Genomic DNA, 26,202 nt, shown 5'->3' with positions numbered 1-26,202 from the left:
TTTAAGGGTCTTAGGTGCTGTGATGTCGGATACCAAATGGGTTTATAGTTTTGGGGATGGCTCTGCCGAAGGATCTGCAAATATGAAAAATTTGCTGGGTGGCAAGGGCGCCAATCTGGCAGAAATGTGTCGCCTCGGTTTGCCTGTACCTCCTGGCCTGACGATTACCACTGAAGTATGCTCCGCTTTTTACGATAATGACCGCAACTATCCTGACGGGTTGGATAGCCAGTTGAATGATGCGCTTGAGGCAATCAGTAAGGCGGTTGGCAGTGATTTTGGTAATCCTGAAAACCCTCTGCTTGTTTCCGTTCGTTCTGGTGCGCGCGCTTCCATGCCGGGTATGATGGACACGGTTCTTAATCTTGGTATGAATGATGAAACGGTTACTGGACTTGCGAAGCGTGCCGGGGATGAGAGGTTTGCTTGGGACAGCTATCGCCGTTTTATTCAGATGTATTCCGACGTGGTGTTAGGTGTAAGTCATGATAATTTCGAGGAAATCCTCGATGACTATAAAATGCAACAAGGCCATTATGTTGACACCGATTTAACTGCTGAGGACTGGCAACATATTGTTACTGTTTACAAGCAACGCGTAAATGAAGTTTATGGCGACGACTTCCCTCAAGATGTGATGGAACAGCTTTGGGGGGCTGTTGGGGCTGTTTTTGGATCATGGCGAAATGCACGGGCCGAAACCTATCGGCGCTTGAATAATATCCCTGAAAGTTGGGGTACGGCTGTCAATGTGCAAGCTATGGTATTCGGTAATCTTGGGCCAACTTCGGCAACGGGCGTTGCCTTTACGCGTAATCCATCAACAGGGGAAAATGCTCTTTACGGTGAATTTTTGGTTAACGCCCAAGGCGAAGATGTTGTCGCGGGTATCCGCACTCCGCAAAACCTTACCAAAATTGCGCGCGAAGAGGCTCTCAGTGATATGCCTTCCATGGAAGAGGTCATGCCGGAGGTTTTTGGCCAGCTGGTTGATGTGAACCTCAAGCTCGAAAATCACTACCGCGATATGCAGGATATTGAATTTACCGTTCAGGACGGCAAATTATGGATGCTACAAACACGTGCCGGGAAACGTACCACTGCGGCGGCGTTGAAAATTGCTGTTGATATGGTTGCGGAAGGTCTCATTACTAAAGATGAGGCAGTGTTGCGCATTGACCCGATGTCATTGGATCAGTTACTGCATCCGATGCTTGATCCCGATGCTCAATTCGACATTATCGCAACTGGCCTGCCGGCTTCTCCGGGGGCGGCAAGTGGTGCGGTCGTCTTTAGTGCAGATGAAGCAGAAAAAGCTAAAGCCGATGGGCGAAAGGTCATTCTGGTGCGGATGGAAACCAGCCCGGAAGATATTCATGGCATGCATGCTGCTGAGGGAATTTTGACATCCAGAGGTGGGATGACAAGTCATGCCGCCGTAGTTGCGCGTGGTATGGGACGACCCTGTGTATCCGGTGCAGGCAGTGTGCGGATTGATTACGATAAACAAGATTTCCAAGTCGCCGGGGTTACGGTGAAAGCTGGGGAAACCATCACGCTGGATGGTAGTACGGGCCGAGTCATGGCGGGGGAAGTACCAACTCGTCAGCCGGAACTTTCAGGTGATTTTGCGAAACTAATTGCTTGGGCAGATGAGATACGTCGTATGCGGGTTCGTACAAATGCTGAGACACCCGCTGATGCGGCGACAGCTGTTAAGTTTGGGGCAGAAGGTATAGGACTATGCCGGACTGAGCATATGTTCTTTGATGCCAATAGAATTATGGCGGTGCGGGAAATGATACTTGCCGAAAATCCCGATGACCGAGCTAATCCGCTTGAGCGTATCTTGCCGATGCAGCGCGATGATTTTACTGAATTGTTTACCATTATGTCCGGCATGCCGGTGACAATCAGATTGCTCGATCCACCGTTACACGAATTTTTGCCCCAACATGAGGAAGATGTGCTGCAGGTAGCTGAGGCGATTGGCATGACGCAGGACAAACTCAAACGTCGTATTCGGGAACTGGAAGAAGTAAATCCGATGCTGGGTCATCGGGGTTGTCGCATGGGACTGACCTATCCTGAAATTTATGAGATGCAGGCACGTGCTATTTTTGAAGCCGCGATTAATGTGGCTAAAACAACCGGTTCGACGGTGGTGCCGGAAGTGATGATTCCTCTTGTAGCTGATCACAGCGAATTAAAAGAGTTGGCGGATCGCATTGAGAAAATCGCACAAGATGTTATGCAGGAAAAAAGCGCAGAACTGGATTATCTTATCGGCACCATGATAGAATTGCCGCGTGCGGCATTACGGGCTGGAGATATTGCTAAAACGGCTAAATTCTTCTCATTTGGAACAAATGATTTAACTCAAACTACTTTCGGCATCAGTCGGGATGATGCAGCATCATTTATGGAGCCATACTTGTCGAGAGGGCTTTTTGAATACGATCCTTTTGTCAGCCTTGATCAAGACGGTGTGGGAGAATTGGTTCAACTGGCTGCAGAACGCGGGCGTTCAGCGCGTAAAGACCTAAAATTGGGTATTTGTGGAGAGCATGGCGGCGATCCAGCTTCTATCGCTTTTTGTGAAAAAACCGGCCTTGATTATGTTTCTTGCTCGCCCTACCGGGTTCCCATAGCTCGACTTGCGGCTGCACAGTCTTATTTGAAGATACGTAAGTAAGCCTAAAACTCTAAAAAATGTCTAAAAACGCATAAAAAGGCGTAAAAAACATCAAAAAAACGAAAAATTTAGTCGTTTTAGTGATTTTTTGTTTTTTCCAGGATTATTTGGCGAAATAATATCCCTCACGCGATTGTCACATTTTACTCACACTATTTTGTATCGAATCAAAACTGCGAAATTGTATAATCAACATCTAATTTTCGATAAACAACGTAATTAATAACTCGGTCTTAATTGCTGATTAGGTGGAATGGAATGCGGGCACTTATTCAATGGCTAGAACTTGATAAATCTCTTTATCGTTCCAGGTGGCGTCTTTTTGGACACGTTTGTCTTGCTATGATTATTGCGAATATTGGGTTGGTTGGATATCGCATCTATCTGGCTGTATCACCTGATATGGATATGACTGCTGGGTCGGATTATGAAATTGCGCGTGTGGCGACTGTTCCGCTTTATTTACCTGAAAATATTGATGGTAAAATTCGCATGGCACGGGTTGAAAGTCTCTATAACACAGCTTCAGAAAACCCTGACCATGAGACACTTGAAGAGGCGCAACATTGTCTTGCTCAGGCAATTTATTTTGAAGCCAGAGGTGAACCTGTTGAAGGCTGGGAAGCTGTGGGGCAGGTCGTCATTAATCGCGTGAGGGATAAAAGATATCCCGGCCGGATTTGTGATGTTGTTTTTCAGGGTGAGTATCGCCGCCATCGTTGCCAATTTTCCTTTGCATGTGACGGTGTCTCCGACCGCCCTTATGATAAAGATTCATGGCAAGCCGTTTATAAACTCTCTGGAAAGTTACTAACCCGTGGTGTTGCCTCGCAAACAGTCTCGCCAATAGTTGGCACGGCAACACATTATCATGCCGATTATGTCGTACCCCATTGGTCGTCATCCCTGACACCCATCCGCAAAATCGGGCGGCATATTTTTTATCGTGAGGAACCGGGTGGCACTGCACCTACACCGCGCAAGCGACCGGGTTTATCGTCTTAATTAATTTTCAGATTTTAACTAAAAATTTCTATATCCAGCCCAAAATCCATGGTTGGGGAGGAATGTGTAATCTTTCCAACAGAAATATAATCGACACCTGTCCGGGCGATTTCAGCAACGGTCTCAAGGCTGACACGACCTGAGGCTTCTGTTGTCGCTTTACCATTCACCATAGCGACGGCTTTATTCAGTAAGTCCGGTGACATATTATCGAGCAATACAACATCTGTCCCTTCTTGCAAGGCTTCGTCAAGTTGTTCCAGTGTGTCGATTTCAATTTCTATTGTCACCATGTGTCCTGCATTTTCTTTAGCTGCTTTTAGTGCGGCGGTCACACTTCCGGCAACGACAATGTGATTGTCTTTGATAAGGATAGCATCATCCAGCCCGAAGCGATGATTAAACCCCCCGCCTGTTCGTACAGCATATTTTTCCAATGCCCTCAGGCCGGGTGTGGTTTTGCGGGTACAGGTAATTCGCGCATTTGTGCCGGAAATCGCAGCCACAAAAGCTGCGGTATGACTGGCTATACCAGAGAGGTGACTGACAAAATTCAGTGCAACACGTTCGCCTGCCAGTAGGCCTCTTGCCTGAGCTTCTATGGTTAACACAGTATCTCCAGGGGAGACATGAGCGCCATCCGAAACGGCATTGGTGAAATTGGCGGTCGGGTCGTTTTGCAAAAAAGCTTCAATCGCCAAGTCAAGCCCAGCCAAAACACCTGCTTCGCGGCTGACGATAGAAGCTTTGGCAGGTGCGTTTTCGGGAATAACGCTAAGAGAGGTAATATCTCCGGCGCGCCCTAAATCTTCCGCAAGCGCAAGCGACACAGCAGAATGGCATAGGCTTTTGGGAATGGGTGCGGTGTTTGGCATGATTGTCTCTTTAGTTTGAAGCTTAAGCCATCAGCTGACCAGTGCCTGTTTCCTTTTGGTGCTGTTCGGCATCATGATCAATAGTACATGCCTGAGATGCAATCGCTCGGGCGTCATCTAGTGTCAGGGTACTTCTTTCCGTGATAGCATGTTTGTTTGGATAATCAGATCTAAAATGACTGCCACGGCTTTCCTCGCGCTCATAGGCGGCGGCAGTTATCATAAGTGCTGTCACAACCATATTGGACAAATCCGGCGTATCAGAGGCAATGCGCTCCAACCGAAAGAGTTGCACAAAGGCTTCTTCAAGGCCTTCGCGTGTGCGCACCACGCCAACATGACGTGCCATACAATCGCGTAGTTTTTGCATAGCAGGCATTACTTGTTGGATGGTTGTGGTCGGTGCCAGCATGGGGGGTTGTGGTGATGAAGCCGCACGAATCGGTACAGTGAAATCAATATGCTCGGCAATACGAGCGCCAAAAACCAGTGCTTCGAGAAGCGAATTACTCGCGAGCCTATTTGCGCCATGCGCGCCAGTAGAGGCGCATTCTCCACATGCCCAAAGCCCGGGCAGGCTGGTGCGCCCGTTTTGATCAACCTTAATACCACCCATATGATAATGCGCAGCAGGGGCTACAGGAATAGGTGACACGCGCGGGTCAACGCCGCCTTTTTTGCAATAATCGGCGACGGTTGGGAATTTTTCATCGAGTGTTTCGGCAATTTGACCGCGTAAATCCAGTCCGACGGACCCCGATTTTTGAATTTCATCAAATACGGCACGTGCCACAATATCTCTGGGTGCCATTTCTGCATCATCGTGATATGCGGACATAAAGGCCTCGCCTCTTGCGTTGATAAGTCTCGCGCCGACGCCGCGCAAGGCTTCTGTAGCAAGTGGGGCAGGGTCTCCCATGCCGTGAATGGCGGTGGGATGGAATTGCACAAATTCGGGGTCTGCAATACTCGCTCCCGCGCGCGCCGCCATTGCAAGGGCGGCACCATTTGCAAATTGAGGGTTAGTTGTGGTGGCGTAAAGATAGCCGCTACCGCCACAGGCTAAAATAACGGCGCGGGCTTTAATAAGCGTCGTGCCGAACGGATGCTTTCCGGTATCAGCAAAAACACCAACCACGCGCCCGTCTTCAATCGCAAGTTCATAAGCGCTAAAGCCGTTAAGCATATTAATGGAGGGTGAACTTTCTGCCAATCGCCCGAGGCATTTCATAATCTCTCGTCCGGCGCGGTCCCCACTGACACCGGCAATGCGGTTGCGTTGATGGGCGGCTTCGCGTCCTAAGGCCAAGCCACCATTTAGATCTTTGTTAAATGGAACACCGAAATCTACCAAATCTTGTAACCTGTCGGCGGCATTATGTGCGAGTAGGGCGGCAATTGTTTCGTCCACGAGACCATCCCCGGCTCTTATCGTGTCCTCGGTATGCAAGTCAGGGCTGTCATCTGCGCCAATCGCTGCGGCGATGCCGCCTTGAGCCCAGAAACTTGATGACCCTTTGTGGGTTCCCGCAGATGCAATAAGCGTGACTGGTCGGTGGCTGAGTTTCAGGGCCGTATATAAGCCTGCAAGCCCAGCGCCAACGACCAGCACATCACCCGCATCAATGATATTTGCAGGGGTCATCACGATTAATTGTTAATGTCAATCATGCGCTGAACAGCAAGTCGTGCATCGGCGGCGACATCAGCATCAACCAACACCTCTTGGCGGTCAAAGACCAGCGCCTCGAGAACTTTGGGCAATGTAATTTGCTTCATATGGGGGCAAAGGTTGCAGGGTCTGACAAAATTTACATTTGGGTTCTCAACAGCAACATTGTCGCTCATGGAACATTCCGTCACCATCAAAACACGCTCGGGTTGATTGTCTTGCACCCATTTAATCATGCCAGAGGTTGAACCTGAAAAGTCACTTTCATCGACCACTTCAGGCGGGCATTCAGGGTGTGCGATAATGACCAGTCCCGGATCATCCGCGCGATATTGTCTGATTTCATCGGCACTGAATTGCTCATGTACTTCGCAACGGCCTTTCCAGGCAATAACCTCTATATCGGTTTCGCGTGCGATATTTTGCGCCAGAAACTCGTCAGGAATACACAAAACCTTGTTGCTGTTAAATTCTTTCGCCATGGCCTCGACGATAGCGACAGCATTAGATGAGGTGCAGCAGATATCACTCTCGGCTTTCACATCAGCTGAGGTGTTCACATAGGTGACAACTGGCACACCGGGATAAGCCTGACGAAGGGCTTTGACATCTGCACCGGTAATACTCTCTGCAAGGGAGCATCCAGCACCCATATCTGGGATAAGCACTTTTTTATCGGGATTCAGCAATTTGGACGTTTCAGCCATAAAATGCACGCCGCATTGAACAATCATGTCACCCTTTGCCTGTGCTGCCTCACGCGCCAATTGGAGGCTATCGCCAACAACATCTGCGACGCAGTGAAAAATCTCTGGCGTCTGGTAATTATGCGCGAGGATGACAGCATTTTTCTCGCGTTTTAATTCGTTGATGGCTTTGACATAGGGCGCGAAGAAAGGCCATTCAATTTCAGGCACAACTGAACTGATCCGGTCATAAAGAGGTGACATCTCCTTTTCCAGTGCCGGCGTGAAGGAAATATCCATATCGGATAAAATTGCCTGTGCCTGTTGTCCCGGTAAAACAGGAGATGATGGGGGCATTGTATTTGAGGTCACATCTGACATAACTCACCTGAAACTCTATTATGCTCAAATTGAGTATAATTAACACCATAATATATGGCTATAAAAAGGGTTTTGGCAAGTATTTTAAGGGTTTTTTGCTCTTTAGAAGTTTCTGGATTTGCCGAGCGGTATTCTGAGTCCCGGTAAGTTCGTGCTCTGGCTTTCATCGTGCTTGAATTTAAAAAGTTCTGCAGGTCTACCGCGCGCTTTTGACATTTTACCGGTTGGTTCAACCAGTTCATTTTTGGCTAATTGACGTCGGAAATTTTGCTTATGTAATACGGCGCCCAATATGGCTTCCGTCGTTTTTTGAACATGTGTCAGAGTAAAGGCGGAAGGCATGAGTTCAAAAACAACTGGTCGGTATTTCAATTTAGCGCGAAGACGACTCATTGCTGTCGCAAGTATCCGGCGATGATCCAACTGCATGGCAATACCGTTTTGCGCTGATATTTTTTCTTTTTGTCTTCCATCCGCATAGGCTTCCCAAACCAGTCCGGCCTCATACATTAATTCATATCTATCGAGGACAAACTCATCATTCCATGCTTTGTTAGGAACCCCAAAAGCCTGCTGTAGGCGAAGGCGACGTAATTCGTCAGAGCCAGCCCAAGCTTCCAGATAAGGAATGATTTGCTGATTTAAGATATTTGGTCGCCCCTCTCGCCAGTCCTCCCATGGAAAATGTTTATACCATTCACTCCATTGATCGGGTTGTGGGCATTGTTTACTCAAAGCAAGATAGCCGACCGAAACAATGTGTTCGTTTTCTTTCTTATTATCTGCGCCCTCAGATCGTCGCCCTCTATCACCAAATGTATAAAGCTGTTCGACATAGCCAATATCTAGCGCTGTTTGTTCAATGACCCATTGCCTGAGTCCAATTTCCATTGTGCGGTGACGGTCAGGATAAAATGGGCCAAATGGTAGGCCAGGTGTTTTATATTCAGAAACATCCGGCACGGTCAGGCATACGGGTTGGTCACCGCGCACACTGACAATGGCGGCGCTCAAATCAATCAAAACTGAGGCAGTGTGGTTTTTATCCATGACATCCGCATTTTACAGGACTGCGGGAAATGTTTCAGCTAGATTTTATTTTTAAGATTTTTTGACAATAATAGAGCCTGCGGAATAGCCGGCGCCAAAACTACAAATCACACCCATGTCTTGGGATTGTAAATTGTCGTGATGCTTATGAAAGCAAATCATCGATCCAGCTGAACTGGTATTTGCAAAATCCTGCAGCACATTGGGTTGTTCTTCCGGTGCGGGGTCACGTCCGAAAATCTTTTTACCAATATAGTCATTCATATTTTTATTGGCTTGATGCAACCAAAGACGACGAATGTCCGCAAGGTTTAGTCCAGTTTCCGTTATGTGCGTTTCTATTAAATTGACTACCAGTGGGAGAACTTCTTTAAAGACTCGCCGTCCGTCCTGAACGAATAATTTATCTGTTGCGCCAATACCTTCCGGAGCAGTGCGATTCAGGAAACCGAAATTATTTCTTATATTATTTGAAAATTGGGTAAATAATTTTGTGCCGATAATCTCGAAAGATTCATCAGATTGGCAGGTGTCCTGAGCTTCGATAATCACGGCTGTTGCAACATCCCCAAAAATGAAATGGCTGTCTCTGTCTCGGAAATTCAAATGACCTGAGCATATTTCAGGATTAACCATTAAGACACGCTTGGCGCTACAGGCTTTAATCATATCAGACGCGACATTAATCCCAAAAGTCGCAGATGAGCAGGCGACATTCATATCGAATGCAAAACCGTTAATACCGAGAAATTTTTGAATTTCAATTGCCATAGCCGGATAGGCGCGTTGCATGTTCGAACAGGCAACAATCACAGCGTCAATATCGTCGGCAGTCAGGCGTGCATCGTCAAGGGCTTTTTCAGCTGCTTTGACGCCAATCTCGGCTAAAATAGAAATTTCATCATTCGTTCTTTCAGAAAGAACCGGTGCTAGAATATCCGGGTCAATAAGGCCCGATTTATTCACGACATAACGTCTCTCAATCCCCGATGCTTTGAAGATGAAATCACTGCTAGAATGTTCACGTGCCGCAATCTTACCGGACTCAATATCGGCGGCATGTGCGACGTTAAAATTATCGACATATTGGTTAAACGCAATAACCAGTTCGTCATTACTAACCTGTTCTTCAGGAACAAAAATTCCTGTACCACTCATTACTGTTTGCACAATAAACCCTCCGCAATGAACATATCATAAAGAGCGCCGTAAAAATTGACCAGCAAATCTAATCGGTTTTATAAATTTTCAGCGAGATTCTTACATTTTTCATATTGGGGGCAATCGACAAGGTGGTCATTCACCATACCGACGGCTTGCATGAATGCGTAGACAATCACTGGGCCACAAAATTTAAACCCTGCTTGTTTTAGTGCCTTTGAAAGGTTTCGGCTGACATCATTCTGCGTCGGGATTTCCTGTGTTGTCTGAAAGGTGTTGATGACTGGTTTTCCATCGACAAATCGCCAACAGAAATCATTAAATTCCTGTCCGGCATTGCGGAGGTTTAAAAAAGCTTGGGCGTTTCCAATTGTGGCCTCAATTTTACCGCGATGGCGAATAATGCCCGCATCATTGAGGCATCGTTGGATATCTTTCTCTGTGTAATGGGCGATGATTTCCGGCTCGAAACCATCAAAAGCCGCGCGAAAGTTATCGCGTTTGCGCAAAATTGTTATCCATGAGAGTCCGGCTTGAAAGCCATCTAATATAAGTTTTTCGAACAGAGCGCGTGAGTCAAATTCCGGCACACCCCATTCCGTATCGTGATAGGCGAGATGTTGAATATCTCTTCCAGGCCAAGTGCAGGCCATTAATCTTGCCTTTCCATAAGCTGTAATTTGACGTTATTGACGGTAAGGTTTTCTTCCAGACAGTCATCCCGCAACAGCGCAAGCCCTTCATCATCTTGCCATGCACTTATTTCACCAACCTGACGTTCGCCAACCATTATTTTATCCTGACAGGAAAAAATGTCTTGTGCCGCGCATCTATAAAGCGACTTGCGGATTTTCCCTCTGCGATAGGTGCGGGAGGTGACTTCCTGACCGACATAACAGCCTTTTTGGAAATCAATAGCTGTCAGTTCATGCAGACCATATTCAAGCGGGAAAGCCTGATCTTGCGGAATTTCATCGGAGCCTTGAGGAACTTTATGTGCAATGCGATGTTTTTTATACATTCCTTCGGTTGCAGTTTCTGAAACATCATCAAAATTCAAAGAAGCGAATATATCCAAATCGGGGACACGCAAACCCAATCCTTTATGTCTCGGATCAAAGGGGAGGTCTTTAGCTAAAGATTCTGGGATATCCCCCCATAAACAAGTGACTGAGAGGTCCTTGAGAGAAATATCGACATCCGCCCGCAACTTATAAAGTTTGAACTTTTTTTCTAACTCTATACTGCGTGATTTTTCTACCTCAATTATATATCCGTCTTCCATCCGCCAGATGATGAGGTCAAATACCACTTTTCCTTGAGGTGTCAGAAGGAGTGAAAAAACGGGCTGACCCGGGGTTAATCCGGTCATGTCATTGGATAGAATACTCTGGAGGAATGTTTCTGACTCCGGCCCACAAACTTGTAGGGCACTACGGTCTGTTATCTCCAGTCGGTATAATGTCATGCCCTAACTCCCTTTTGGCATCTTATATGTATTGCTTGTCGTGAATTGCGAGTCGAAAAAAAGCACTGGTCAGCGAACAAGGCTGGATAAATTTCCACGCTAATTGTAGCATATAATATGATGAAACAGCTTTACCAGTTCGACTCTCCAAATTGAAAAAAGAAAGAAATAACGCGTATGAGCAAAAATTATGACAGCTTAATTAAAGGTGGCACTTTAGCGACGCATGAAGGCGCAGAGCCTGTTGATATTGCTATCAAAGATGGTCAATTCGCGGCCTTGGATCGTTTTTCTGACTCTGAGGTGGGTGAACTTGCGGATGAGGTGATTGATGCAACCGGTTTGACCATTCTTCCCGGTGTGATCGACACACAGGTTCATTTCCGTGAACCAGGACTGGGCGCAAAAGAGGATTTAGAGTCCGGTTCCAGGGCTGCTGTTATGGGCGGGGTTACAGCGGTTTTTGAAATGCCAAACACGAAGCCACCGACAACAACAGCAGAAGCCGTTGCTGGAAAAGTTGCTATTGGTCAAGATCGGATGCATTGCGATTTTGCTTTTTATGTTGGCGGCACCCCTGATAATGCCGAGACGCTGCCGGACTTAGAAAAACTTCCCGGTGTGTGCGGTGTTAAAGTCTTTATGGGATCGTCTACAGGTAATTTGCTTGTTGCCGATGATGATGGGGTCGGGCGTATCCTGAAGGCCATTAAAAGACGCGCAGCCTTTCATAGCGAAGATGAGTTCCGCTTGCGCGAACGGCGTGCAGAGGCTCAACTCGGCAAGGTTGAAACGCACCCTGTCTGGCGCGATGTAGAAACTGCTGTTTCCTCCACCCGACGGTTGATTAATCTGGCGCGAAATGCTGGAAAACAAATTCATGTGCTGCATATCACGACAGAAGAAGAAATGATGATCCTTGCAGCCAATAGGGATATTGCTTCGGTAGAAGTCACACCTCAGCATCTAACTCTAGCAGCACCGGACTGTTATCAAAGATTGGGCACATTTGCCCAGATGAATCCCCCCATCCGTGAGAAACGCCACCGTGCAGCGCTCTGGAAAGCATTGGAGCAAGGTATTGTTGATGTTGTCGGGTCAGACCATGCGCCCCACACACTTGAAGAGAAACAATCTGCCTATCCCCATTCGCCTTCCGGTATGCCGGGGGTGCAGACACTTTTGCCACTCATGCTTAACCATATGGCGGAGGGCAAGCTGAGTCTGCAAAGGCTGGTGGAACTAACCAGCTATAATGCGCATAAGCTGTTCGGTTTTGCCTCGAAAGGTGAGGTGAAGCTGGGCAATGATGCTGATTTGACATTTGTAGATTTGAACAAAAAACAAATTATAGATGAGGGCTGGCTCGAAAGTAAATGTGGCTGGTCACCCTTCACGGGTGACGAAATTAAAGGATGGCCCGTTGGCACAATGGTGCGTGGCAAGCGCGTCATGTGGGAGGCTGAACTCGTGACGCCATCAACCGGGCGTCCCATAGTGTTCAACCTTTAAGGATAAGCCATGCGCTGGCTGTTTCTTCTGACCTGTCTGATTTCTTTGTCGTCTATTGAGGCTGCCGCGCAGTCGGAGAAATTACTGACGCTGACCATTGAGTCAGAAACCAAGCAGAAAATTGCCGATTTTAAAGTTGAGCTTGCTGACACATCCGAAAAAATGTCTCGCGGTTTGATGTACCGTACATCTTTGCCGGTGGATCAGGGCATGTTATTTGTCATGGGGGCGCCACGTATTGCAACTTTTTGGATGCACAATACATTTGTTCCATTAGATATGATTTTCATTCGCCTGAATGGGGAAATTGAGAGCATTGTAACGCGAGAAGATACTCTGTCGCAGGAACGCACGCGCTCACAAAAGCCTGTTGCTTATGTATTAGAAATTAATGCCGGTCAGTCTGCAGTACTTGGAATTAAGCCCGGTCATTTTATCCGTCTTGAATCCAACGGAGGTAGTCGCTGATGTGTGGTCGCTATGCGCTGGAGACTCCGCCAGAGGGGTTAAAACGGCTTCTGCCATTTGCAAATTCCCCGAATTTTCCGGCTTCCTACAATATCGCGCCTAGTCATCCAGTGCCGATTATTCGCGACTCAGCGGTGATAAGCGGGGCGGGGCAATATGAATGTGCGCGCCTTCAATGGGGGCTGGTCCCGGGTTGGATGAAGGCCGAAAAAATTACCGAAATGTCCAGCCGTCCGCAAATCAATGCCCGAAGTGAAACCGTTACCGAGAAACCTTTTTTTAAATCAGCTTTCAAGTCACGGCGATGCCTGTTTCCTGCCGATGCGTTTTATGAATGGAAAAGAAGTAGTAAAGCTAAAAACCAGCCTTATTGTATTCGGCGGCAGGATGAGTCGCCTTTCATGATGGCGGGCATCTGGGAGTTTTGGCAGGGCGCAGATGGCAGCGAAATCGAAACATGTGCCATTTTGACTGTTGCCGCCAATGAAACATTAACCCCAATACATCATAGAATGCCGGTGATTTTGGAGGCTACACATTGGGCTGAATGGTTGGATACACCTGATGTCAAATCCGAGAGCTTACTGCCATTGCTTGTACCTGCGCCTGAGAAAGATTTTAAATTCTATCCGGTGTCAGATGCCGTCAATAAGGTTGCCAATAATGCCCCGGATTTATTAGCCGCCGTGCCGGAGATAGAAAACAAAGACCAGCAAAACGCGCAATTTGATTTATTTTGATGCGGCAGCTCTTTTCAGCCTGTCATTTATTGCTGCGCCCAACCCCTCTTCAGGTATTGGCATCACAGCAATCCGGTCAGCTCTGCTATCCAGCTCATGTAAAAAGCTGAAAAGATTTGCCGCCGCTTCTGTTAGATTACGCGCGGGGCTGAGGTTAAGGCAGTGGCTTTCATGAAAAGGTATGTCATTTCCAAAAGCGAGTAACGCCTCGCCCGGTTCGACGGTTTGGGCGTTAAGGCGCAGACCAGCCTGAGGGGCATAATGCCGTGCGAGCCGTCCCGGTGTAAGTTGTGCCGTCTGGGTGTCATTTTCAGGCAAATAGGTCAGTTGAAAGCCCAGCGTTTCTTCAAGCTCGTTGGTGTTAAGACTGCCACGCCTAAGCAGAACAGGTTCGTCTTCCAGACAACCGATAATTGTTGACTCCAGTCCTTTGGTACAAGCGCCACCGTCCAGCGTGGGCAGGTCGGGAAAATCTTTGGTCACATGAACAGCCTGTGTTGGGCTGAGATGGCCGGATTTATTGGCGCTGGGTGCTGCAATAGGGCATTGAGTTGCTATTAGTAATGCTTGAGCAATTGGATGCGCTGGGACTCTTAGCGCTAAGCTCGATAATCCTGCAGAGGCCAGCAAGCTGACTTGGCTTCCACTGTTGCTATTCGGTTTGCGGGGAACAACAAGTGTCAATGCGCCGGGCCAATGCGCGGTGGCAAGTGATTTAGCAAGAGGAGAGAAAACGCCAAGTGTCTCAGCTTGGGCAAGATTACGGACATGAATAATAAGAGGGTTAAATTGTGGTCGGCCCTTAATCTCAAAAACCTTGGCGACAGCCTCGTCATTACGTGCATCTACACCCAGGCCGTAAACCGTTTCTGTCGGAAATGCGACTGCCTCCCCCGTGCCAATGACATTGGCAAGCCTTTCGATATTTTCTGCATTTGCCGGAAACACGCTCATGCCGATTAACGGGCCTTATCAGATTGTGATGCCGAGTCGCGGATATCACGCGCAAGGGGTTTTGCGTTTCGATTATGCAAAGACAGAAATTTAGTTGCCAGATTTGATGGCAAAATTTTCACAATGGTAGCCAGAATTTTATAAAACAGACCATTTACAACTATTGGGCCTTTATTTTCCATTACGGACTCATAGCTCTTGAGGCACACATCCGGCCCGTTCAGCCACATAAATTTTGGGAGGCGGTTCATTTGTTCACGATTACCCGCAATATCGTGGAATTCGCTTAAAACAAAACCAGGGCAAAGCGCCTGAACATGAATACCTTGATCATGATATTCGGCTGACAATGCCTGTGAAAATTTAATCAGATAGCTTTTTACCGGACCATAAAGCGTACCGCCGGGCGTACCGGGCAAAAGACCTGCTACGGATGCGATGTTCACAATCCGCCCATAACCGCGTTCTGCCATGCCGATACTGAGTAGGTGACAGAGTTCTGTCGGTGTGGTGAGCATGGTCTGAAGCATATCTGCATGCGATTGCCATTTTGCCATGTCAAAATTGCCAGGAACTGTATAACCGGCATTATTGACCAGAAAATCAATGCTCAGACCCTCTTTGGTAATTTTTTCCATGAGTTGTTTTGGGGCGCGTGGTTCGCTCAGGTCTTCTGGAAAAATATGAACATCCACATTATAAGCCGCTTCTAGCCTGTCTGCCAGAGATTGCAATCTGTCCTTGCGGCGGGCCGTAATGACCAAATCAAAACCTTGTTCAGCAAGCAGAGTAGCATAGTCATGTCCGATACCTGCCGAAGCACCCGTAATAAGCGCTGTGCGCCTGTTCAACCCTTTTTTTGGTTTTCTAACTTTTGTTTTACCTGTTTGGCGCACTTTTTTTGTAACCGGTTTTTTCGCGGGTGTTTTAGTTTGTGATTTAGCTGTTTTTTTCTCTGCCATTCGGCGCCCTTTTGTTTACTCAGATGATATATGCTATATAAGTTTGCTGATTTGGGCAATCGACCCTTCACCTCCAAGGATGATGAAATGGAAGAACAAAAAACGGTTGTAGAGAACGCTCACGGCCTGACCTATTTATTTGATGATAAACCAGAACCCGCTGAAATTCGTGAGGTAGCAGAGGGCGTTCACTGGTTGCGTCTACCTCTGTTTGAGACACTGGATCATATAAATGTTTGGCTGTTGGAAGATGGTGACTCTTGGGTCATTGTTGATACGGGACTGAATAATGACCGTACCAAAGAAATTTGGGAAAATGTTTTCGACAAGACATTTCAGGGCAAGCCCGTCAGTAAAATTCTTGTGACGCATATGCACCCCGACCATATTGGTCTGGCAGGTTGGATGGTTGATAAATTCGGTGTCATGCTCTCTATGACGCGACTGGAATATCTGACCTGTCGTGTGCTTACCGCTGATACAGACAAGGAAGCCCCGAAAGAAGCTCTGAATTTTCTCTATCAAGTTGGTGTTCCTGACGAGATTATTGAAGGCTATAAAAAGCGTTTTGGTATGTTTGGCGCTGCGATTTATGACCTGCCTCAAAACTTCTATCGTGTAAGTGATGATGAAGAGATATTGATTAATGGGCGCATTTGGAAAGTCGTTGTAGGAAATGGGCACTCTCCGGAGCATGCGTGTTTTTTCTGCCCGTCTTTGAAAGTCGTAATTTCCGGCGATCAGATTTTACCGCGTATATCCTCTCATGTTGGTGTCTTTCCGAATGAACCGGATGCCAATAATCTTGAAGATTGGATTGAGAGTTGCAAAAAACTTAAATCTGTTTTCCCTGAAGATTTGCTGGTTTTACCGTCGCATAATGAACCTTTTTATGGTGTCCATAATCGCTTGCAGTCGCTAATAGACGGGCATGAAAAAAGGTTGGCAAAGCTTTTAGCGGCTTGTGAAACCCCGCGAAGCCCTGCTGATCCGGCACTTTTTTCGATTCTGTTTAAGCGTCCTATAGACAAAGGCTTGTTTATTATGGCCATAAGTGAGAGCATGGCGCACTTAAACTGTCTGTATCGTCGTGGCCTTTTAAACAGATCACTGGATGAAGATGGCAGGCTTAAATTTGTAGCAAGTTGAGTCAGGATAAATAAATGTCCGATCAAAAGGAAATGCAGAAAGAAATCTCCCAGATGAGTTTTGAGCAAGCACTCGAAGCTCTTGAAGAAATCGTGGATAGCCTGGAAAGCGGGAATGTGGCTCTTGAAGAGTCTATACAAATTTATCAGCGTGGAAATCTTTTGCGCTTACATTGCGAGACCAAACTTAAAGATGCACAGAGTAAAATTGAAAAAATTACCGGCACAGGTGATGGCGAAGACCCCGGAACAGAGCCGCTAGATATAGGCTGATAATGAACACCCCGAATTTAGAGACTGCCTTGAAACATGCTTCCGGGTTAATTGATCAAAAGCTTGGGGAATTCCTAGTGGTGCCTGATGCGCCCGAAGGACGCGTGATTGAGGCGATGAAATACACATTGATGGGTGGTGGCAAACGACTTCGCGCTTTTTTATGTATCCAGACAGCCAAATTATTTAATGTTGAGGAAGCCCACTATGCCAGAGTGGCAACGGCAATAGAATGCGCGCACTCCTATTCACTGGTGCATGACGATTTACCAGCTATGGATGATGATGATATGCGCCGTGGTCGCCCGAGCCTCCATAAAGCTTTTGATGAGGCAACGGCTATTCTTGCAGGGGATGCCTTGTTGACCTTTGCTTTTGAAATCATGGCAGATAAGCAAACCCATCCGCGCAAAGCTGTCCGGCTAGACTTGATTTCTGGCTTCTCCAAAGCTCTCGGTGCGCGCGGCATGGTCGGAGGTCAGATGTTTGATTTGATGAGCCCCGGGTTGGCACTGGATGCTGGGGCACTAACGAGGCTTCAAAAAATGAAAACAGGCGCACTTATTGAGTATTCCGTAGATGCAGGATGTATTATGGGGCAAGTGCCTGACAGCATCCGAAGTGCCTTAACTGCTTATGCTCATGACATCGGTTTAGCTTTCCAAATTGCTGATGATTTGCTAGATGTCGAAGCTTGTCAGGATGACATCGGCAAAACGCCCGGTAAGGACGAAGCGTCTGGTAAAGTAACTTTTGTCTCTTTGCTTGGCCTTAACCGGGCGAAAGATCAGGCGCGTATTCTGGTCGAACAAGCCATAGGGCATCTTGAAAATTTTGGAAGCGAAGCTGATGCATTACGGGAAGCTGCGCATTATGTGATTATCAGAGGGCATTAGACCCTCATTAATATTGGTTAACGAAAGACGTGAGTAAGAAACCCGAAACACCATTGCTAGATAAAATCCGACTTCCCGAAGAAGTTAGAAATTTATCCGAAGATCAGCTTAGTCAACTGGCTGACGAACTTCGTGCGGAAACCATTTCGGCTGTTTCTGAAACGGGGGGGCATCTTGGTGCCGGGCTTGGTGTTGTCGAGTTGACGGTGGCGCTGCATTATGTTTTTAACACCCCCGATGATCGATTAATTTGGGATGTCGGGCATCAAGCCTATCCTCATAAAATTCTGACCGGTAGGCGAGATCGTATTCGCACATTGCGACAAGGTGGCGGCCTTTCAGGTTTTACGAAGCGCGCTGAAAGTCCTTATGACCCATTTGGAGCAGCGCATAGTTCCACGTCCATATCTGCTGGGCTGGGTATGGCGGTGGCGCGGGACCTTAAAGAAACCGATAATAATGTTGTCGCGGTTATTGGAGACGGTGCGATGAGTGCCGGTATGGCTTATGAAGCCATGAATAATGCCGGGGCTATGGACGGGCGTCTGATCGTTATTCTTAATGATAATGATATGTCGATTGCGCCACCAGTAGGGGCGATGAGCGCTTATTTGGCGCGGCTGTTATCGGGAAGTGGATATAGAAAGCTAAGAAAATCTCTTAAGGGTATTGCTTCTAAAATGCCACGATCAATCAAGGAAGCCAGCCGGAAAATGGAAGAATATACACGTGGCTTTTGGACGGGTGGAACTCTGTTTGAGGAAATCGGGTTTTATTATGTCGGGCCGATTGATGGGCATAATCTTGATCATCTTTTGCCGGTTCTTGAAAATGTCAGGGACAGTTCAGAAGGGCCGATACTGGTACATGTCGTTACCCAAAAAGGCCATGGCTACGCACCTGCGGAAGCTGCCACCGACAAATATCACGGTGTTTCAAAATTTGATATTGTGACCGGCCTACAATCAAAGCCAAGCACAAATATTCCAAGCTATACGTCTGTCTTTGCGGAAAGTCTGATTAAAGAAGCTGAAACAGACGATAATATTGTGGCCGTAACCGCTGCGATGCCGGACGGTACAGGATTAGATAAATTTGCCCACATCTATCCGGACAGGTGTTTTGATGTTGGCATTGCCGAACAGCATGCCGTTACATTTGCTGCAGGTATGGCGACGGAAGGGCTTAAGCCTTTTGTGGCGATTTATTCAACCTTTCTCCAGCGGGGTTATGACCAGATTGTTCATGATGTCGCTATTCAGAAATTACCCGTTCGGTTTGCAATAGACCGTGCAGGACTTGTGGGTGCTGATGGCCCGACACATGCAGGGTCATTTGATATGGCTTATCTCGGCGCTTTACCAGATTTCGTTTTGATGGCCGCCGCCGATGAAGCTGAGTTGGTCAATATGGTACATACTTCTGTTCATATAAATGATCGTCCGTCGGCGTTCCGATATCCGCGCGGGTCGGCAACAGGCATAGCAATGCCTGAAAAACCGCAACTGCTCGAAATTGGCAAAGGCCGTATTGTTCGTGAAGGTCAGCAGATTGCAATATTAAGTTATGGCACACGCTTGGGTGAAGCGTGTCTTGCTGCTGACCGGCTCGATAAAGAAGGTCATAGCACTACAGTCGCGGATGCTCGCTTTATGAAACCACTCGATAAAGAGTTGATTTTACAACTCGCGCGCGAGCATGAGATTCTTATCACGGTTGAAGAAGGTGGCCTTGGTGGTTTTGGCGCACATGTTTTGCATTTCTTGGCAGAAGAGGGTGTGCTTGATGCCGGCCTTAAGGTTCGTACCTTGACTTTACCGGACATCTTTATCGATCAGGACTCGCCAGAGCGGATGTATGACATAGCCGGTCTTAATGGCGATAATATTTATGATGCAGTCAAAGAGGTTATTGGCCGCAGCGAAAAAACAATTATCGATCTCAATCCAAAACGCGCCTAATGTCTGATGCCCGGGCGACAGGTCACAAAACTTTTTCATCCTCTATGCGTCTTGACGCGCTTCTTGTTGAGCAGGGTTACTTCAATAGCCGGTCACAAGCTCAAGCAGCAATCAAAGAAGGATATGTCCAGATTGAAGGGCGCGTTGTCGACAAGGTTGCTGGCAAAGTAAAACCAGACGCCACGATAACTGTAACAGGGCACAGCCATGATTTTGTCTCGCGCGGTGGGTTGAAGCTCGCACACGGACTTGAGGTTTTTGACTTCCCTGTATCAGGCCGAATGGTCGTGGATCTTGGGGCATCGACAGGTGGCTTTACCGATGTTGTATTAAAACAGGGGGCGGCGCATTGTCTGGCTGTTGATGTGGGGCATGGGCAATTACATGTTGATTTAGCGAATGATGCGCGGGTCACCTCGCTTGAAAAAGTGAATGCCAGACATTTCACACAAGAATATTTGCCACCAGGATTTCAGGTTACTGCTATTGTTTGCGATGTCAGTTTTATTTCTTTGGAACTGGCTTTGCCGACAGTATTGGACATGGCGAAAGCTGACAGCTGGTTGATAGCGCTTATCAAGCCCCAATTCGAAGCTGGGCGCGCTGCGCTTGGTAAGGGTGGGGTTGTCCGCGATGAGATCGTGCATCAACAAGTTTGCGATAAAATTGAAACCTGGTTGGCGACGCAACCCGGCTGGTCGGTCAAAGGCATTACGCACAGTCCCATTGAGGGGCCAAAAGGGAATAAAGAATTTTTAATTGGTGCTGTGAAATCTTGAAAAGGTTTTAACCTTTTTCAAGATTGGCATCCCATTCACCTAAAGCTGCCAATTTATTCATTGCGGCGCGATGCGTAAAAGCGGCTTGCGCGGCTATAATATTTTCAGGTTTCCCGCCCCATGTTTTAAGGGGTGCGGCCTGAAGTGCGCGTCCATAGGAAAAACTGATTTTCCATCTATGCGGTCCCATTTTGTTCATCGCATCGAGATGAGCTGTTGCCAACTCATCCGACTGACCGCCGGAGAGAAAAACAATCCCTGGCACAGCTTGAGGAACACATTTGTTAAAACAATCCAATGTCATCTCAGCAACTTGCTGAACACTTGCTTGTGTTGGGCATTCCGTGCCGGACACAATCATATTGGGTTTAAGGATGGAGCCTTCAAGATGCACGTTCTGTTCATCAAGCTGAGCATAGAGAGCTGTGAGAACAGATGATGTGACCTCATAACATGTCTCGACTGTGTGTGGGGCGTCCATAATCACTTCCGGCTCGACAATAGGGACAATCCCGTTTTCCTGACACAGCGCGGCATATCTGGCGAGTGCGTGTGTGTTAGCTGTTATGCAGGCACGGCTTGGTATGCCGTCACCGATATTGATGACCGCGCGCCATTTGGCGAAACGGGCGCCGAGTTTGAAATATTCTTCAAGGCGTTCGCGTAGCCCGTCCAAACCTTCTGTAACTTTCTCGTTCGGGTGACCTGCCATATCTTTGGCACCGGCATCGACTTTGATGCCAGGAATTGATCCTGCACGTTCAATCAAGCTGACAAGTGTTGTGCCGTCTGCTGCTTTTTGGCGAATGGTTTCATCATAAAGAATAACGCCGGAAATGGCTGATTGCATCGCTTCATCCGAACGGAACAGCATTTCGCGATAATCACGACGGTTATCTTCAGTCGATTCAAGGGCAATCGTATCAAAACGTTTTTTGATTGTGCCGGTGCTTTCATCCGCAGCGAGAATTCCCTTCCCGTCTGCAACCATTTTCTGAGCTATCTCTTCAAGTGACTTTTTATTCATCTCTAACCTAAACGTTTATCAAGCCTATTATGCTGTAAAGTATCAATTGCCGGAAGTGTTTTTCCTTCCAGCCATTCAAGAAATGCGCCACCGGCTGTGGAAATATATGTAAACCCGTCGGCGGCATCTGAATGGTTAAGTGCTGCAACTGTATCGCCACCACCCGCGACAGATACAAGCTTGCCAGCAATTGTCTGTTGCGCGGCAAATTGCGCTGCGATTTTTGTACCTTCATCAAAAGGTGTTAACTCAAAAGCACCTAGCGGCCCGTTCCAGACCAATGTTTTTGATCGTTCTATCGCCACTTTTATTTTATTGACTGCCAGAGGCCCGGCATCAAGTATCATCATGTCTTCGGGTACTTCTGTTGCTTGACAACTCACGGGTGAATCCGTGTCAGCGAAGTTTTCAGCCAAGACAACATCCTCGGGTAATAAGATTTCGCAGTTACTATCTTGTGCGGCTTGCAGAATATCCCGAACCTTGTCGAACATGCTTTCTTCGCATAATGACCGTCCAATGGCGATACCTTTGGCCGCCATAAAAGTGTTGGCCATGCCACCGCCAATGACGAGCGTGTCGACTTTGCTGATAAGGTTAAATAATAGATCAAGTTTGGTGGAGATTTTTGCCCCCCCGACAACGGCCATGACCGGACGCGTTGGGTGAGCTAGAACTATCTCCAAAGCCTCAAGTTCTTTTTGAAGAGATCGTCCGGCGAAGGACGGTAAAAAGCGTGCCAAACCCTCTGTTGAGGCATGAGCGCGGTGAGCCGCAGAGAAAGCATCATTAACAAAAGCATCAGCAGGTGCGGACAGAGATTTTATAAAAGCTTCGTCATTAGCTTCTTCACCAGGATGGAAGCGGGTGTTTTCAAGAACTGTCAACTCACCGGCTGCCAGATTATCCATACCTGTCATGGCAGGATGGCCGATACAATCCGCGCAGAAACTGACTTCTTTATTCAAAATTGACGATAGCGTTTGCGCGATGGGCTTTAGTGACATGGCAGCATTTTTCTCGCCATTGGGTCTGCCAAAATGAGAAAGTATGCCGACCCGAGCGCCGGCATCGGATAATTCTTGTATTGTCGGGAGTAAGCGGTCAAGCCGCGTGGCGTCTCTTATCGTACCTTGTGGTGTAACAGGGACATTCAAATCTGCGCGTAAAAAAACCTTTTTACCCTGAATATCCGATTGAGACAGAAGGTCATCCAAAGGTCGGGCAGTGGTCATCCTGTTATCCAAGTTTTCCTATAGCTGCGGCAGTATCAAGCATACGCATTGAAAAGCCCCATTCATTGTCATACCAGGCCAGTACCCGCATGAGATCTTCCCCCACGAGCTGGGTTTGCGTTACGTCAAAAACGCAAGAATGTGGGTTGTGATTAAAGTCACATGACACGAGGGGTAATTCACAGATTCCCATAATGCCTTTAAGATTGGTTTTGCTGGCCTGTATCATTATTTTGTTTACGGCTTCAATGGTGGTTTTTTTGTTTGCTTTAAAAACAAAATCGATCAAGGAGACATTTGGTGTTGGCACCCGTATCGCAGTGCCCCCAAGACGCCCCTCCATATTTGGTATAACCATCCCCAGAGATTTTGCTGCTCCTGTAGAAGTTGGTATCATGGATTGTCCTGCAGCACGAGCGCGGCGTGGGTCGCTATGACGGTTATCAACCAGTCGTTGGTCGCCCGTATACGCATGAACGGTTGTCATAAAACCATTTTCAATGCCGATTTTTTTATCCAGCACAGCCACGAGTGGCGCCAAAGCATTTGTTGTGCAGGAGGCATTAGAAATAACCTGATGTTTTTTACGAAGTTTGGTGTGGTTTACGCCATAGACAACCGTCAAGTCTGCGGTTTTGGTGGGGGCACTAATCAGGACGCGCTTACAGCCGGCTTCAATATGCGCCATGCTTTGCTCTTTAGTGTTGAATGCCCCCGTACATTCCAAGACGACATCAATGTCGAGTTCTTTCCAGGGTAAGTCTTTCGGGTCGCGCGCATTGACAAGTTTAACAGCACCATTACCAAAATTAATACTGTTACGCGTGGTCGTGATTTTGCCCTGATAACGCCCGTGAATTGAGTCATACTCAAATAGATGGGCAACTCTTTCTGGCGTACCTGTCGCGTTTAAGGCGACTAGTTTTATGTCTTTTCTTTTGCTTTCAAGTAAAGCTCGGAGTGTCAGGCGACCAATACGCCCAAATCCGGTAATTGCAACCCTCGTAACCATCTAACCCCTCAGGATAATTTTATGTGTCCAGCCTGTCTTTAGCATTTTTTACAATTGTATCAACAGTGATTCCGAAATGTTCGAATAGCCTTTCCGCCGGAGCGCTGGCGCCAAAGCTTTCCATGCCGATAAAGCCGTCACCAGGTCTGAGATAGGCATCCCAGCCTTGTCGGATTGCAGCTTCAATCGCGATGCGTACAGGTGTGTTACCCAATACGTCGTCGCGGTAACTTGATTTTTGTTTGTCGAAAAGTTCAAAACACGGCATTGAAATTACTCGGGTTCCGATATTTTCGGCTTCCAGCTGTTGTTTGGCCTCTACAGCAAGATGAACTTCTGAGCCTGTTGCCAAAAGTGTAACCAAAGCATCGCCATCTGCGGAGGCCAGTTCGTAAGCTCCTTTGGCAGATAGGTTTTTCTCCGAATATTCAAGCCTTACTGCGGGTAGTCCTTGACGGGTTAGGGCCATGGCTGATGGTGTGCGTGACTGTTCCAAGGCAATCTGCCAGCATTCTAACGTTTCAGTCGCATCTGCCGGACGAAGGGTCAGCAGATTAGGAATGGCCCGCAAGGCTGCGAGATGCTCGACAGGTTGGTGCGTGGGGCCGTCTTCACCAAGACCGATGGAGTCATGTGTCAAAACATGGATAACACGCTGTTCCATGAGTGCGGCAAGTCTCAAGGCAGGGCGGGAATAATCAGAAAACACAAGGAATGTGCCGGAATAAGGAATAAACCCGCCATGGAGTGCCATGCCATTCATAGCAGCAGCCATGCCGAACTCTCTAATGCCATAATGAATAAAGCTGCCACCATAATTATCAGCACTGACAGCTTCCTGTTCGGGGGTGCGCGTGTTGTTAGATCCGGTCAAATCTGCGGAACCGCCAATCATTTCTGGTACGGTAGGGACGATAGCCTTCAACGCATCCTCAGAGGACTTTCGTGTCGCGAGCTTGCTGGGGTTCTCAGCAAGGCTTTGCTTATATTCCTGAACCGCTTTCTCCAAACGCGTAGGCAGGTCGCCAGAAACGACACGTGTGAAGCGATTACTCACTTCACTGTCCTGTGCGTCGAGGCGTTCCTGCCATGCCTTTCGCTCAGACACATGTTTCAAACCTGCCATGCGCCAGCTATCAAGAATGTCTGAGGGGATATCAAAAGGTTCGGATGTCCAGCCAAGTGCTTCGCGTGTGAGGCTGATTTCTTCATCACCAAGAGGTGCGCCGTGAACGCCGGACGTGCCCTGTTTATTGGGCGCGCCGTAACCGATAGTGGTTTTACAGGCTATCAGGGTTGGTTTGTCAAGTGTTTGTGCGGCGGAAATAGCAGCTTCAATGGCGTCCGGGTCATGGCCATCAATGCGCTCTGCAAACCAACCGGCAGCCTCAAAACGCCCAAGAGCATCGCCGGACTCAGCAAGGTTAAGCGGCCCGTCAATCGAGATGTCATTATCATCATAAAGCACAATTAGCTTTGACAATTTTAAATGTCCGGCAAGGCTGATGGCCTCATGGCTGATACCTTCCATGAGGTCGCCATCGGAAGCCAGGACATAAGTATAATGGTTAACCAGATCATCTCCGAAACGGCTGTTCAGCATACGCTCAGCAAGCGCCATACCGACAGATGTTGCAAGACCCTGACCGAGTGGGCCAGTTGTGGTTTCGATACCTGCGGCGTGACCATATTCTGGGTGACCAGCCGTGCGCGATCCAAGCTGGCGAAAGTTTTTAATTTCATCCAGCGTCATATCCTCAAAACCCATCAGATAGTGAAGCGAATAAAGCAACATGGAGCCATGTCCGGCTGAAAGGACGAATCTGTCTCTATCAGGCCAATCAGGTTGACGTGGGTCGATTTTGAGGAATTTGGTGAATAGCACGGTGGCTATATCTGCTGCTCCCATAGGTAACCCTGGGTGACCTGAATTCGCGGCTTGTACCGCATCCATGGAGAGGACTCTTATGGCATTTGCCATCATGTTATGTCTGATTTTTGGATTGTCGCTCATGGGCTGGGAATCTAAATTCTGTTTCTAAGCAAAATTATAGCATCTCGTATTGTTGAATGCGAACCTTAAAGGCGCGCTGGTTGAAAATGTCATTATTACACCATCAAGAATTAAATGACATATGTGACAAATCAATCTAATTCACAAATGCACTCGTCACGACGTCGCTACAATGGCGACCGACCGACAAGGAGTCAATGTAAAGATTTAACTTGCGTGTCAGCATTA

Annotated in this window: 23 protein-coding genes; 10 read left to right on the top strand and 13 right to left on the bottom strand. The window is 47.6% G+C overall.

Features of this window, described 5'->3' with window-relative positions:
• Positions 1–22: 22 nt before the first annotated feature.
• Both ppdK and RS24_RS09770 read left to right on the top strand, forming a co-directional pair.
• Positions 23–2,695, top strand: coding sequence for a pyruvate, phosphate dikinase (gene ppdK, locus RS24_RS05900; protein WP_021777281.1), 2,673 nt, complete (start codon positions 23–25; stop codon positions 2,693–2,695).
• 258 nt (positions 2,696–2,953) lie between these two features.
• Entirely contained in the window at positions 2,954–3,700 is a 747-nt protein-coding gene (locus tag RS24_RS09770; RefSeq protein WP_021777280.1) for a cell wall hydrolase, read from the top strand.
• A gap of 14 nt (positions 3,701–3,714) precedes the next feature.
• Here RS24_RS09770 and nadC read toward each other — a convergent pair whose 3' ends face one another.
• From nadC to ygfZ, 7 genes are all read right to left on the bottom strand, one after another.
• Entirely contained in the window at positions 3,715–4,575 is an 861-nt protein-coding gene (gene nadC, locus RS24_RS05890; protein ID WP_021777279.1) for a carboxylating nicotinate-nucleotide diphosphorylase, read from the bottom strand.
• A gap of 22 nt (positions 4,576–4,597) precedes the next feature.
• Complete coding sequence (locus RS24_RS05885; RefSeq protein ID WP_021777278.1) at positions 4,598–6,220, bottom strand: L-aspartate oxidase; 1,623 nt, start codon at positions 6,218–6,220, stop codon at positions 4,598–4,600.
• Between the two features lie 5 nt (positions 6,221–6,225).
• On the bottom strand, positions 6,226–7,290 hold the full coding sequence (nadA, locus tag RS24_RS05880; RefSeq protein ID WP_239642415.1) for a quinolinate synthase NadA: 1,065 nt from the start codon (positions 7,288–7,290) through the stop codon (positions 6,226–6,228).
• Positions 7,291–7,416: 126 nt separating this feature from the next.
• Positions 7,417–8,364, bottom strand: a complete 948-nt coding sequence (locus RS24_RS05875; protein ID WP_021777276.1) for an NUDIX hydrolase — start codon at positions 8,362–8,364, stop codon at positions 7,417–7,419.
• A 51-nt stretch (positions 8,365–8,415) separates the two neighbouring features.
• Positions 8,416–9,537 (bottom strand): beta-ketoacyl-ACP synthase III, encoded by a 1,122-nt coding sequence (locus tag RS24_RS05870; RefSeq protein ID WP_192814070.1) that lies wholly within the window; start codon positions 9,535–9,537, stop codon positions 8,416–8,418.
• Positions 9,538–9,602: 65 nt separating this feature from the next.
• Positions 9,603–10,178, bottom strand: coding sequence for a DNA-3-methyladenine glycosylase I (locus RS24_RS05865; RefSeq protein WP_021777274.1), 576 nt, complete (start codon positions 10,176–10,178; stop codon positions 9,603–9,605).
• The gene (gene ygfZ / locus RS24_RS05860; protein ID WP_021777273.1) at positions 10,178–10,993 is read right to left on the bottom strand and encodes a CAF17-like 4Fe-4S cluster assembly/insertion protein YgfZ; all 816 of its coding nucleotides are present in this window, start codon (positions 10,991–10,993) and stop codon (positions 10,178–10,180) included. Before ygfZ ends, RS24_RS05865 begins: the two co-directional genes overlap by 1 nt.
• A 177-nt stretch (positions 10,994–11,170) precedes the next feature.
• On the opposite strand from ygfZ, the gene RS24_RS05855 reads away from it, so the two are divergent.
• From RS24_RS05855 to RS24_RS05845, 3 genes are read left to right on the top strand one after another with little or no spacing between them, the layout of a single operon-like run.
• Positions 11,171–12,505, top strand: a complete 1,335-nt coding sequence (locus tag RS24_RS05855; RefSeq protein ID WP_021777272.1) for a dihydroorotase — start codon at positions 11,171–11,173, stop codon at positions 12,503–12,505.
• A gap of 9 nt (positions 12,506–12,514) precedes the next feature.
• Complete coding sequence (locus tag RS24_RS05850; protein WP_021777271.1) at positions 12,515–12,973, top strand: DUF192 domain-containing protein; 459 nt, start codon at positions 12,515–12,517, stop codon at positions 12,971–12,973.
• Positions 12,973–13,713: an SOS response-associated peptidase gene (locus tag RS24_RS05845; protein WP_021777270.1), complete on the top strand. Its 741-nt coding sequence runs from the start codon at positions 12,973–12,975 to the stop codon at positions 13,711–13,713. The genes RS24_RS05850 and RS24_RS05845 overlap by 1 nt, the downstream gene beginning before the upstream one ends.
• Here RS24_RS05845 and RS24_RS05840 read toward each other — a convergent pair.
• Together RS24_RS05840 and RS24_RS05835 are read right to left on the bottom strand one after the other, a co-directional pair.
• Complete coding sequence (locus RS24_RS05840) at positions 13,705–14,667, bottom strand: L-threonylcarbamoyladenylate synthase (RefSeq protein WP_021777269.1); 963 nt, start codon at positions 14,665–14,667, stop codon at positions 13,705–13,707. The two genes, RS24_RS05845 and RS24_RS05840, sit on opposite strands and share 9 nt — an antisense overlap.
• Before the next feature lie 5 nt (positions 14,668–14,672).
• On the bottom strand, positions 14,673–15,629 hold the full coding sequence (locus RS24_RS05835) for an SDR family NAD(P)-dependent oxidoreductase (protein ID WP_021777268.1): 957 nt from the start codon (positions 15,627–15,629) through the stop codon (positions 14,673–14,675).
• Positions 15,630–15,716: 87 nt separating this feature from the next.
• Between RS24_RS05835 and RS24_RS05830 the strand changes: the two genes are divergently transcribed.
• From RS24_RS05830 to RS24_RS05810, 5 genes are read left to right on the top strand one after another with little or no spacing between them, the layout of a single operon-like run.
• On the top strand, positions 15,717–16,778 hold the full coding sequence (locus RS24_RS05830; RefSeq protein WP_021777267.1) for an MBL fold metallo-hydrolase: 1,062 nt from the start codon (positions 15,717–15,719) through the stop codon (positions 16,776–16,778).
• Between the two features lie 14 nt (positions 16,779–16,792).
• On the top strand, positions 16,793–17,050 hold the full coding sequence (locus RS24_RS05825) for an exodeoxyribonuclease VII small subunit (RefSeq protein ID WP_021777266.1): 258 nt from the start codon (positions 16,793–16,795) through the stop codon (positions 17,048–17,050).
• Positions 17,051–17,052: 2 nt separating this feature from the next.
• The gene (locus RS24_RS05820; RefSeq protein ID WP_021777265.1) at positions 17,053–17,946 is read left to right on the top strand and encodes a polyprenyl synthetase family protein; all 894 of its coding nucleotides are present in this window, start codon (positions 17,053–17,055) and stop codon (positions 17,944–17,946) included.
• 29 nt (positions 17,947–17,975) lie between these two features.
• Positions 17,976–19,907: a 1-deoxy-D-xylulose-5-phosphate synthase gene (gene dxs, locus RS24_RS05815; protein WP_021777264.1), complete on the top strand. Its 1,932-nt coding sequence runs from the start codon at positions 17,976–17,978 to the stop codon at positions 19,905–19,907.
• On the top strand, positions 19,907–20,686 hold the full coding sequence (locus RS24_RS05810) for a TlyA family RNA methyltransferase (protein ID WP_021777263.1): 780 nt from the start codon (positions 19,907–19,909) through the stop codon (positions 20,684–20,686). Before dxs ends, RS24_RS05810 begins: the two co-directional genes overlap by 1 nt.
• A 7-nt stretch (positions 20,687–20,693) precedes the next feature.
• Here RS24_RS05810 and RS24_RS05805 read toward each other — a convergent pair whose 3' ends face one another.
• Genes RS24_RS05805 through tkt form a run of 4 tightly spaced genes read right to left on the bottom strand, consistent with a single transcriptional unit; the run spans position 20,694 to position 25,974 of the window.
• Entirely contained in the window at positions 20,694–21,713 is a 1,020-nt protein-coding gene (locus tag RS24_RS05805; protein ID WP_021777262.1) for a class I fructose-bisphosphate aldolase, read from the bottom strand.
• A gap of 2 nt (positions 21,714–21,715) precedes the next feature.
• On the bottom strand, positions 21,716–22,948 hold the full coding sequence (locus RS24_RS05800; protein ID WP_021777261.1) for a phosphoglycerate kinase: 1,233 nt from the start codon (positions 22,946–22,948) through the stop codon (positions 21,716–21,718).
• A 4-nt stretch (positions 22,949–22,952) separates the two neighbouring features.
• Entirely contained in the window at positions 22,953–23,960 is a 1,008-nt protein-coding gene (gene gap / locus RS24_RS05795; RefSeq protein ID WP_021777260.1) for a type I glyceraldehyde-3-phosphate dehydrogenase, read from the bottom strand.
• A gap of 19 nt (positions 23,961–23,979) precedes the next feature.
• On the bottom strand, positions 23,980–25,974 hold the full coding sequence (gene tkt / locus RS24_RS05790; RefSeq protein ID WP_038300776.1) for a transketolase: 1,995 nt from the start codon (positions 25,972–25,974) through the stop codon (positions 23,980–23,982).
• Between the last annotated feature and the right edge of the window lie 228 nt (positions 25,975–26,202).

The organism is Candidatus Micropelagos thuwalensis, from assembly GCF_000469155.1.
Lineage (GTDB): Bacteria > Pseudomonadota > Alphaproteobacteria > RS24 > RS24 > Micropelagius > Micropelagius thuwalensis.
Note: the sequence above shows the minus strand (reverse complement) of the source record. Positions and strands in the feature narration are given on the sequence as shown.

Excerpts from the sequence above, each read along its gene's own strand:
- ppdK (WP_021777281.1), top strand. The coding sequence starts at position 23 with ATGTCGGATACCAAATGGGTTTATAGTTTTGGGGATGGCTCTGCCGAA.
- RS24_RS09770 (WP_021777280.1), top strand. The coding sequence starts at position 2,954 with ATGCGGGCACTTATTCAATGGCTAGAACTTGATAAATCTCTTTATCGT.
- nadC (WP_021777279.1), bottom strand. The coding sequence starts at position 4,575 with ATGCCAAACACCGCACCCATTCCCAAAAGCCTATGCCATTCTGCTGTG.
- RS24_RS05885 (WP_021777278.1), bottom strand. The coding sequence starts at position 6,220 with ATGACCCCTGCAAATATCATTGATGCGGGTGATGTGCTGGTCGTTGGC.
- nadA (WP_239642415.1), bottom strand. The coding sequence starts at position 7,290 with ATGCCCCCATCATCTCCTGTTTTACCGGGACAACAGGCACAGGCAATT.
- RS24_RS05875 (WP_021777276.1), bottom strand. The coding sequence starts at position 8,364 with ATGGATAAAAACCACACTGCCTCAGTTTTGATTGATTTGAGCGCCGCC.
- RS24_RS05865 (WP_021777274.1), bottom strand. The coding sequence starts at position 10,178 with ATGGCCTGCACTTGGCCTGGAAGAGATATTCAACATCTCGCCTATCAC.
- ygfZ (WP_021777273.1), bottom strand. The coding sequence starts at position 10,993 with ATGACATTATACCGACTGGAGATAACAGACCGTAGTGCCCTACAAGTT.
- RS24_RS05855 (WP_021777272.1), top strand. The coding sequence starts at position 11,171 with ATGAGCAAAAATTATGACAGCTTAATTAAAGGTGGCACTTTAGCGACG.
- RS24_RS05850 (WP_021777271.1), top strand. The coding sequence starts at position 12,515 with ATGCGCTGGCTGTTTCTTCTGACCTGTCTGATTTCTTTGTCGTCTATT.
- RS24_RS05845 (WP_021777270.1), top strand. The coding sequence starts at position 12,973 with ATGTGTGGTCGCTATGCGCTGGAGACTCCGCCAGAGGGGTTAAAACGG.
- RS24_RS05840 (WP_021777269.1), bottom strand. The coding sequence starts at position 14,667 with ATGAGCGTGTTTCCGGCAAATGCAGAAAATATCGAAAGGCTTGCCAAT.
- RS24_RS05835 (WP_021777268.1), bottom strand. The coding sequence starts at position 15,629 with ATGGCAGAGAAAAAAACAGCTAAATCACAAACTAAAACACCCGCGAAA.
- RS24_RS05830 (WP_021777267.1), top strand. The coding sequence starts at position 15,717 with ATGGAAGAACAAAAAACGGTTGTAGAGAACGCTCACGGCCTGACCTAT.
- RS24_RS05825 (WP_021777266.1), top strand. The coding sequence starts at position 16,793 with ATGTCCGATCAAAAGGAAATGCAGAAAGAAATCTCCCAGATGAGTTTT.
- RS24_RS05820 (WP_021777265.1), top strand. The coding sequence starts at position 17,053 with ATGAACACCCCGAATTTAGAGACTGCCTTGAAACATGCTTCCGGGTTA.
- RS24_RS05810 (WP_021777263.1), top strand. The coding sequence starts at position 19,907 with ATGTCTGATGCCCGGGCGACAGGTCACAAAACTTTTTCATCCTCTATG.
- RS24_RS05805 (WP_021777262.1), bottom strand. The coding sequence starts at position 21,713 with ATGAATAAAAAGTCACTTGAAGAGATAGCTCAGAAAATGGTTGCAGAC.
- RS24_RS05800 (WP_021777261.1), bottom strand. The coding sequence starts at position 22,948 with ATGACCACTGCCCGACCTTTGGATGACCTTCTGTCTCAATCGGATATT.
- gap (WP_021777260.1), bottom strand. The coding sequence starts at position 23,960 with ATGGTTACGAGGGTTGCAATTACCGGATTTGGGCGTATTGGTCGCCTG.
- tkt (WP_038300776.1), bottom strand. The coding sequence starts at position 25,974 with ATGAGCGACAATCCAAAAATCAGACATAACATGATGGCAAATGCCATA.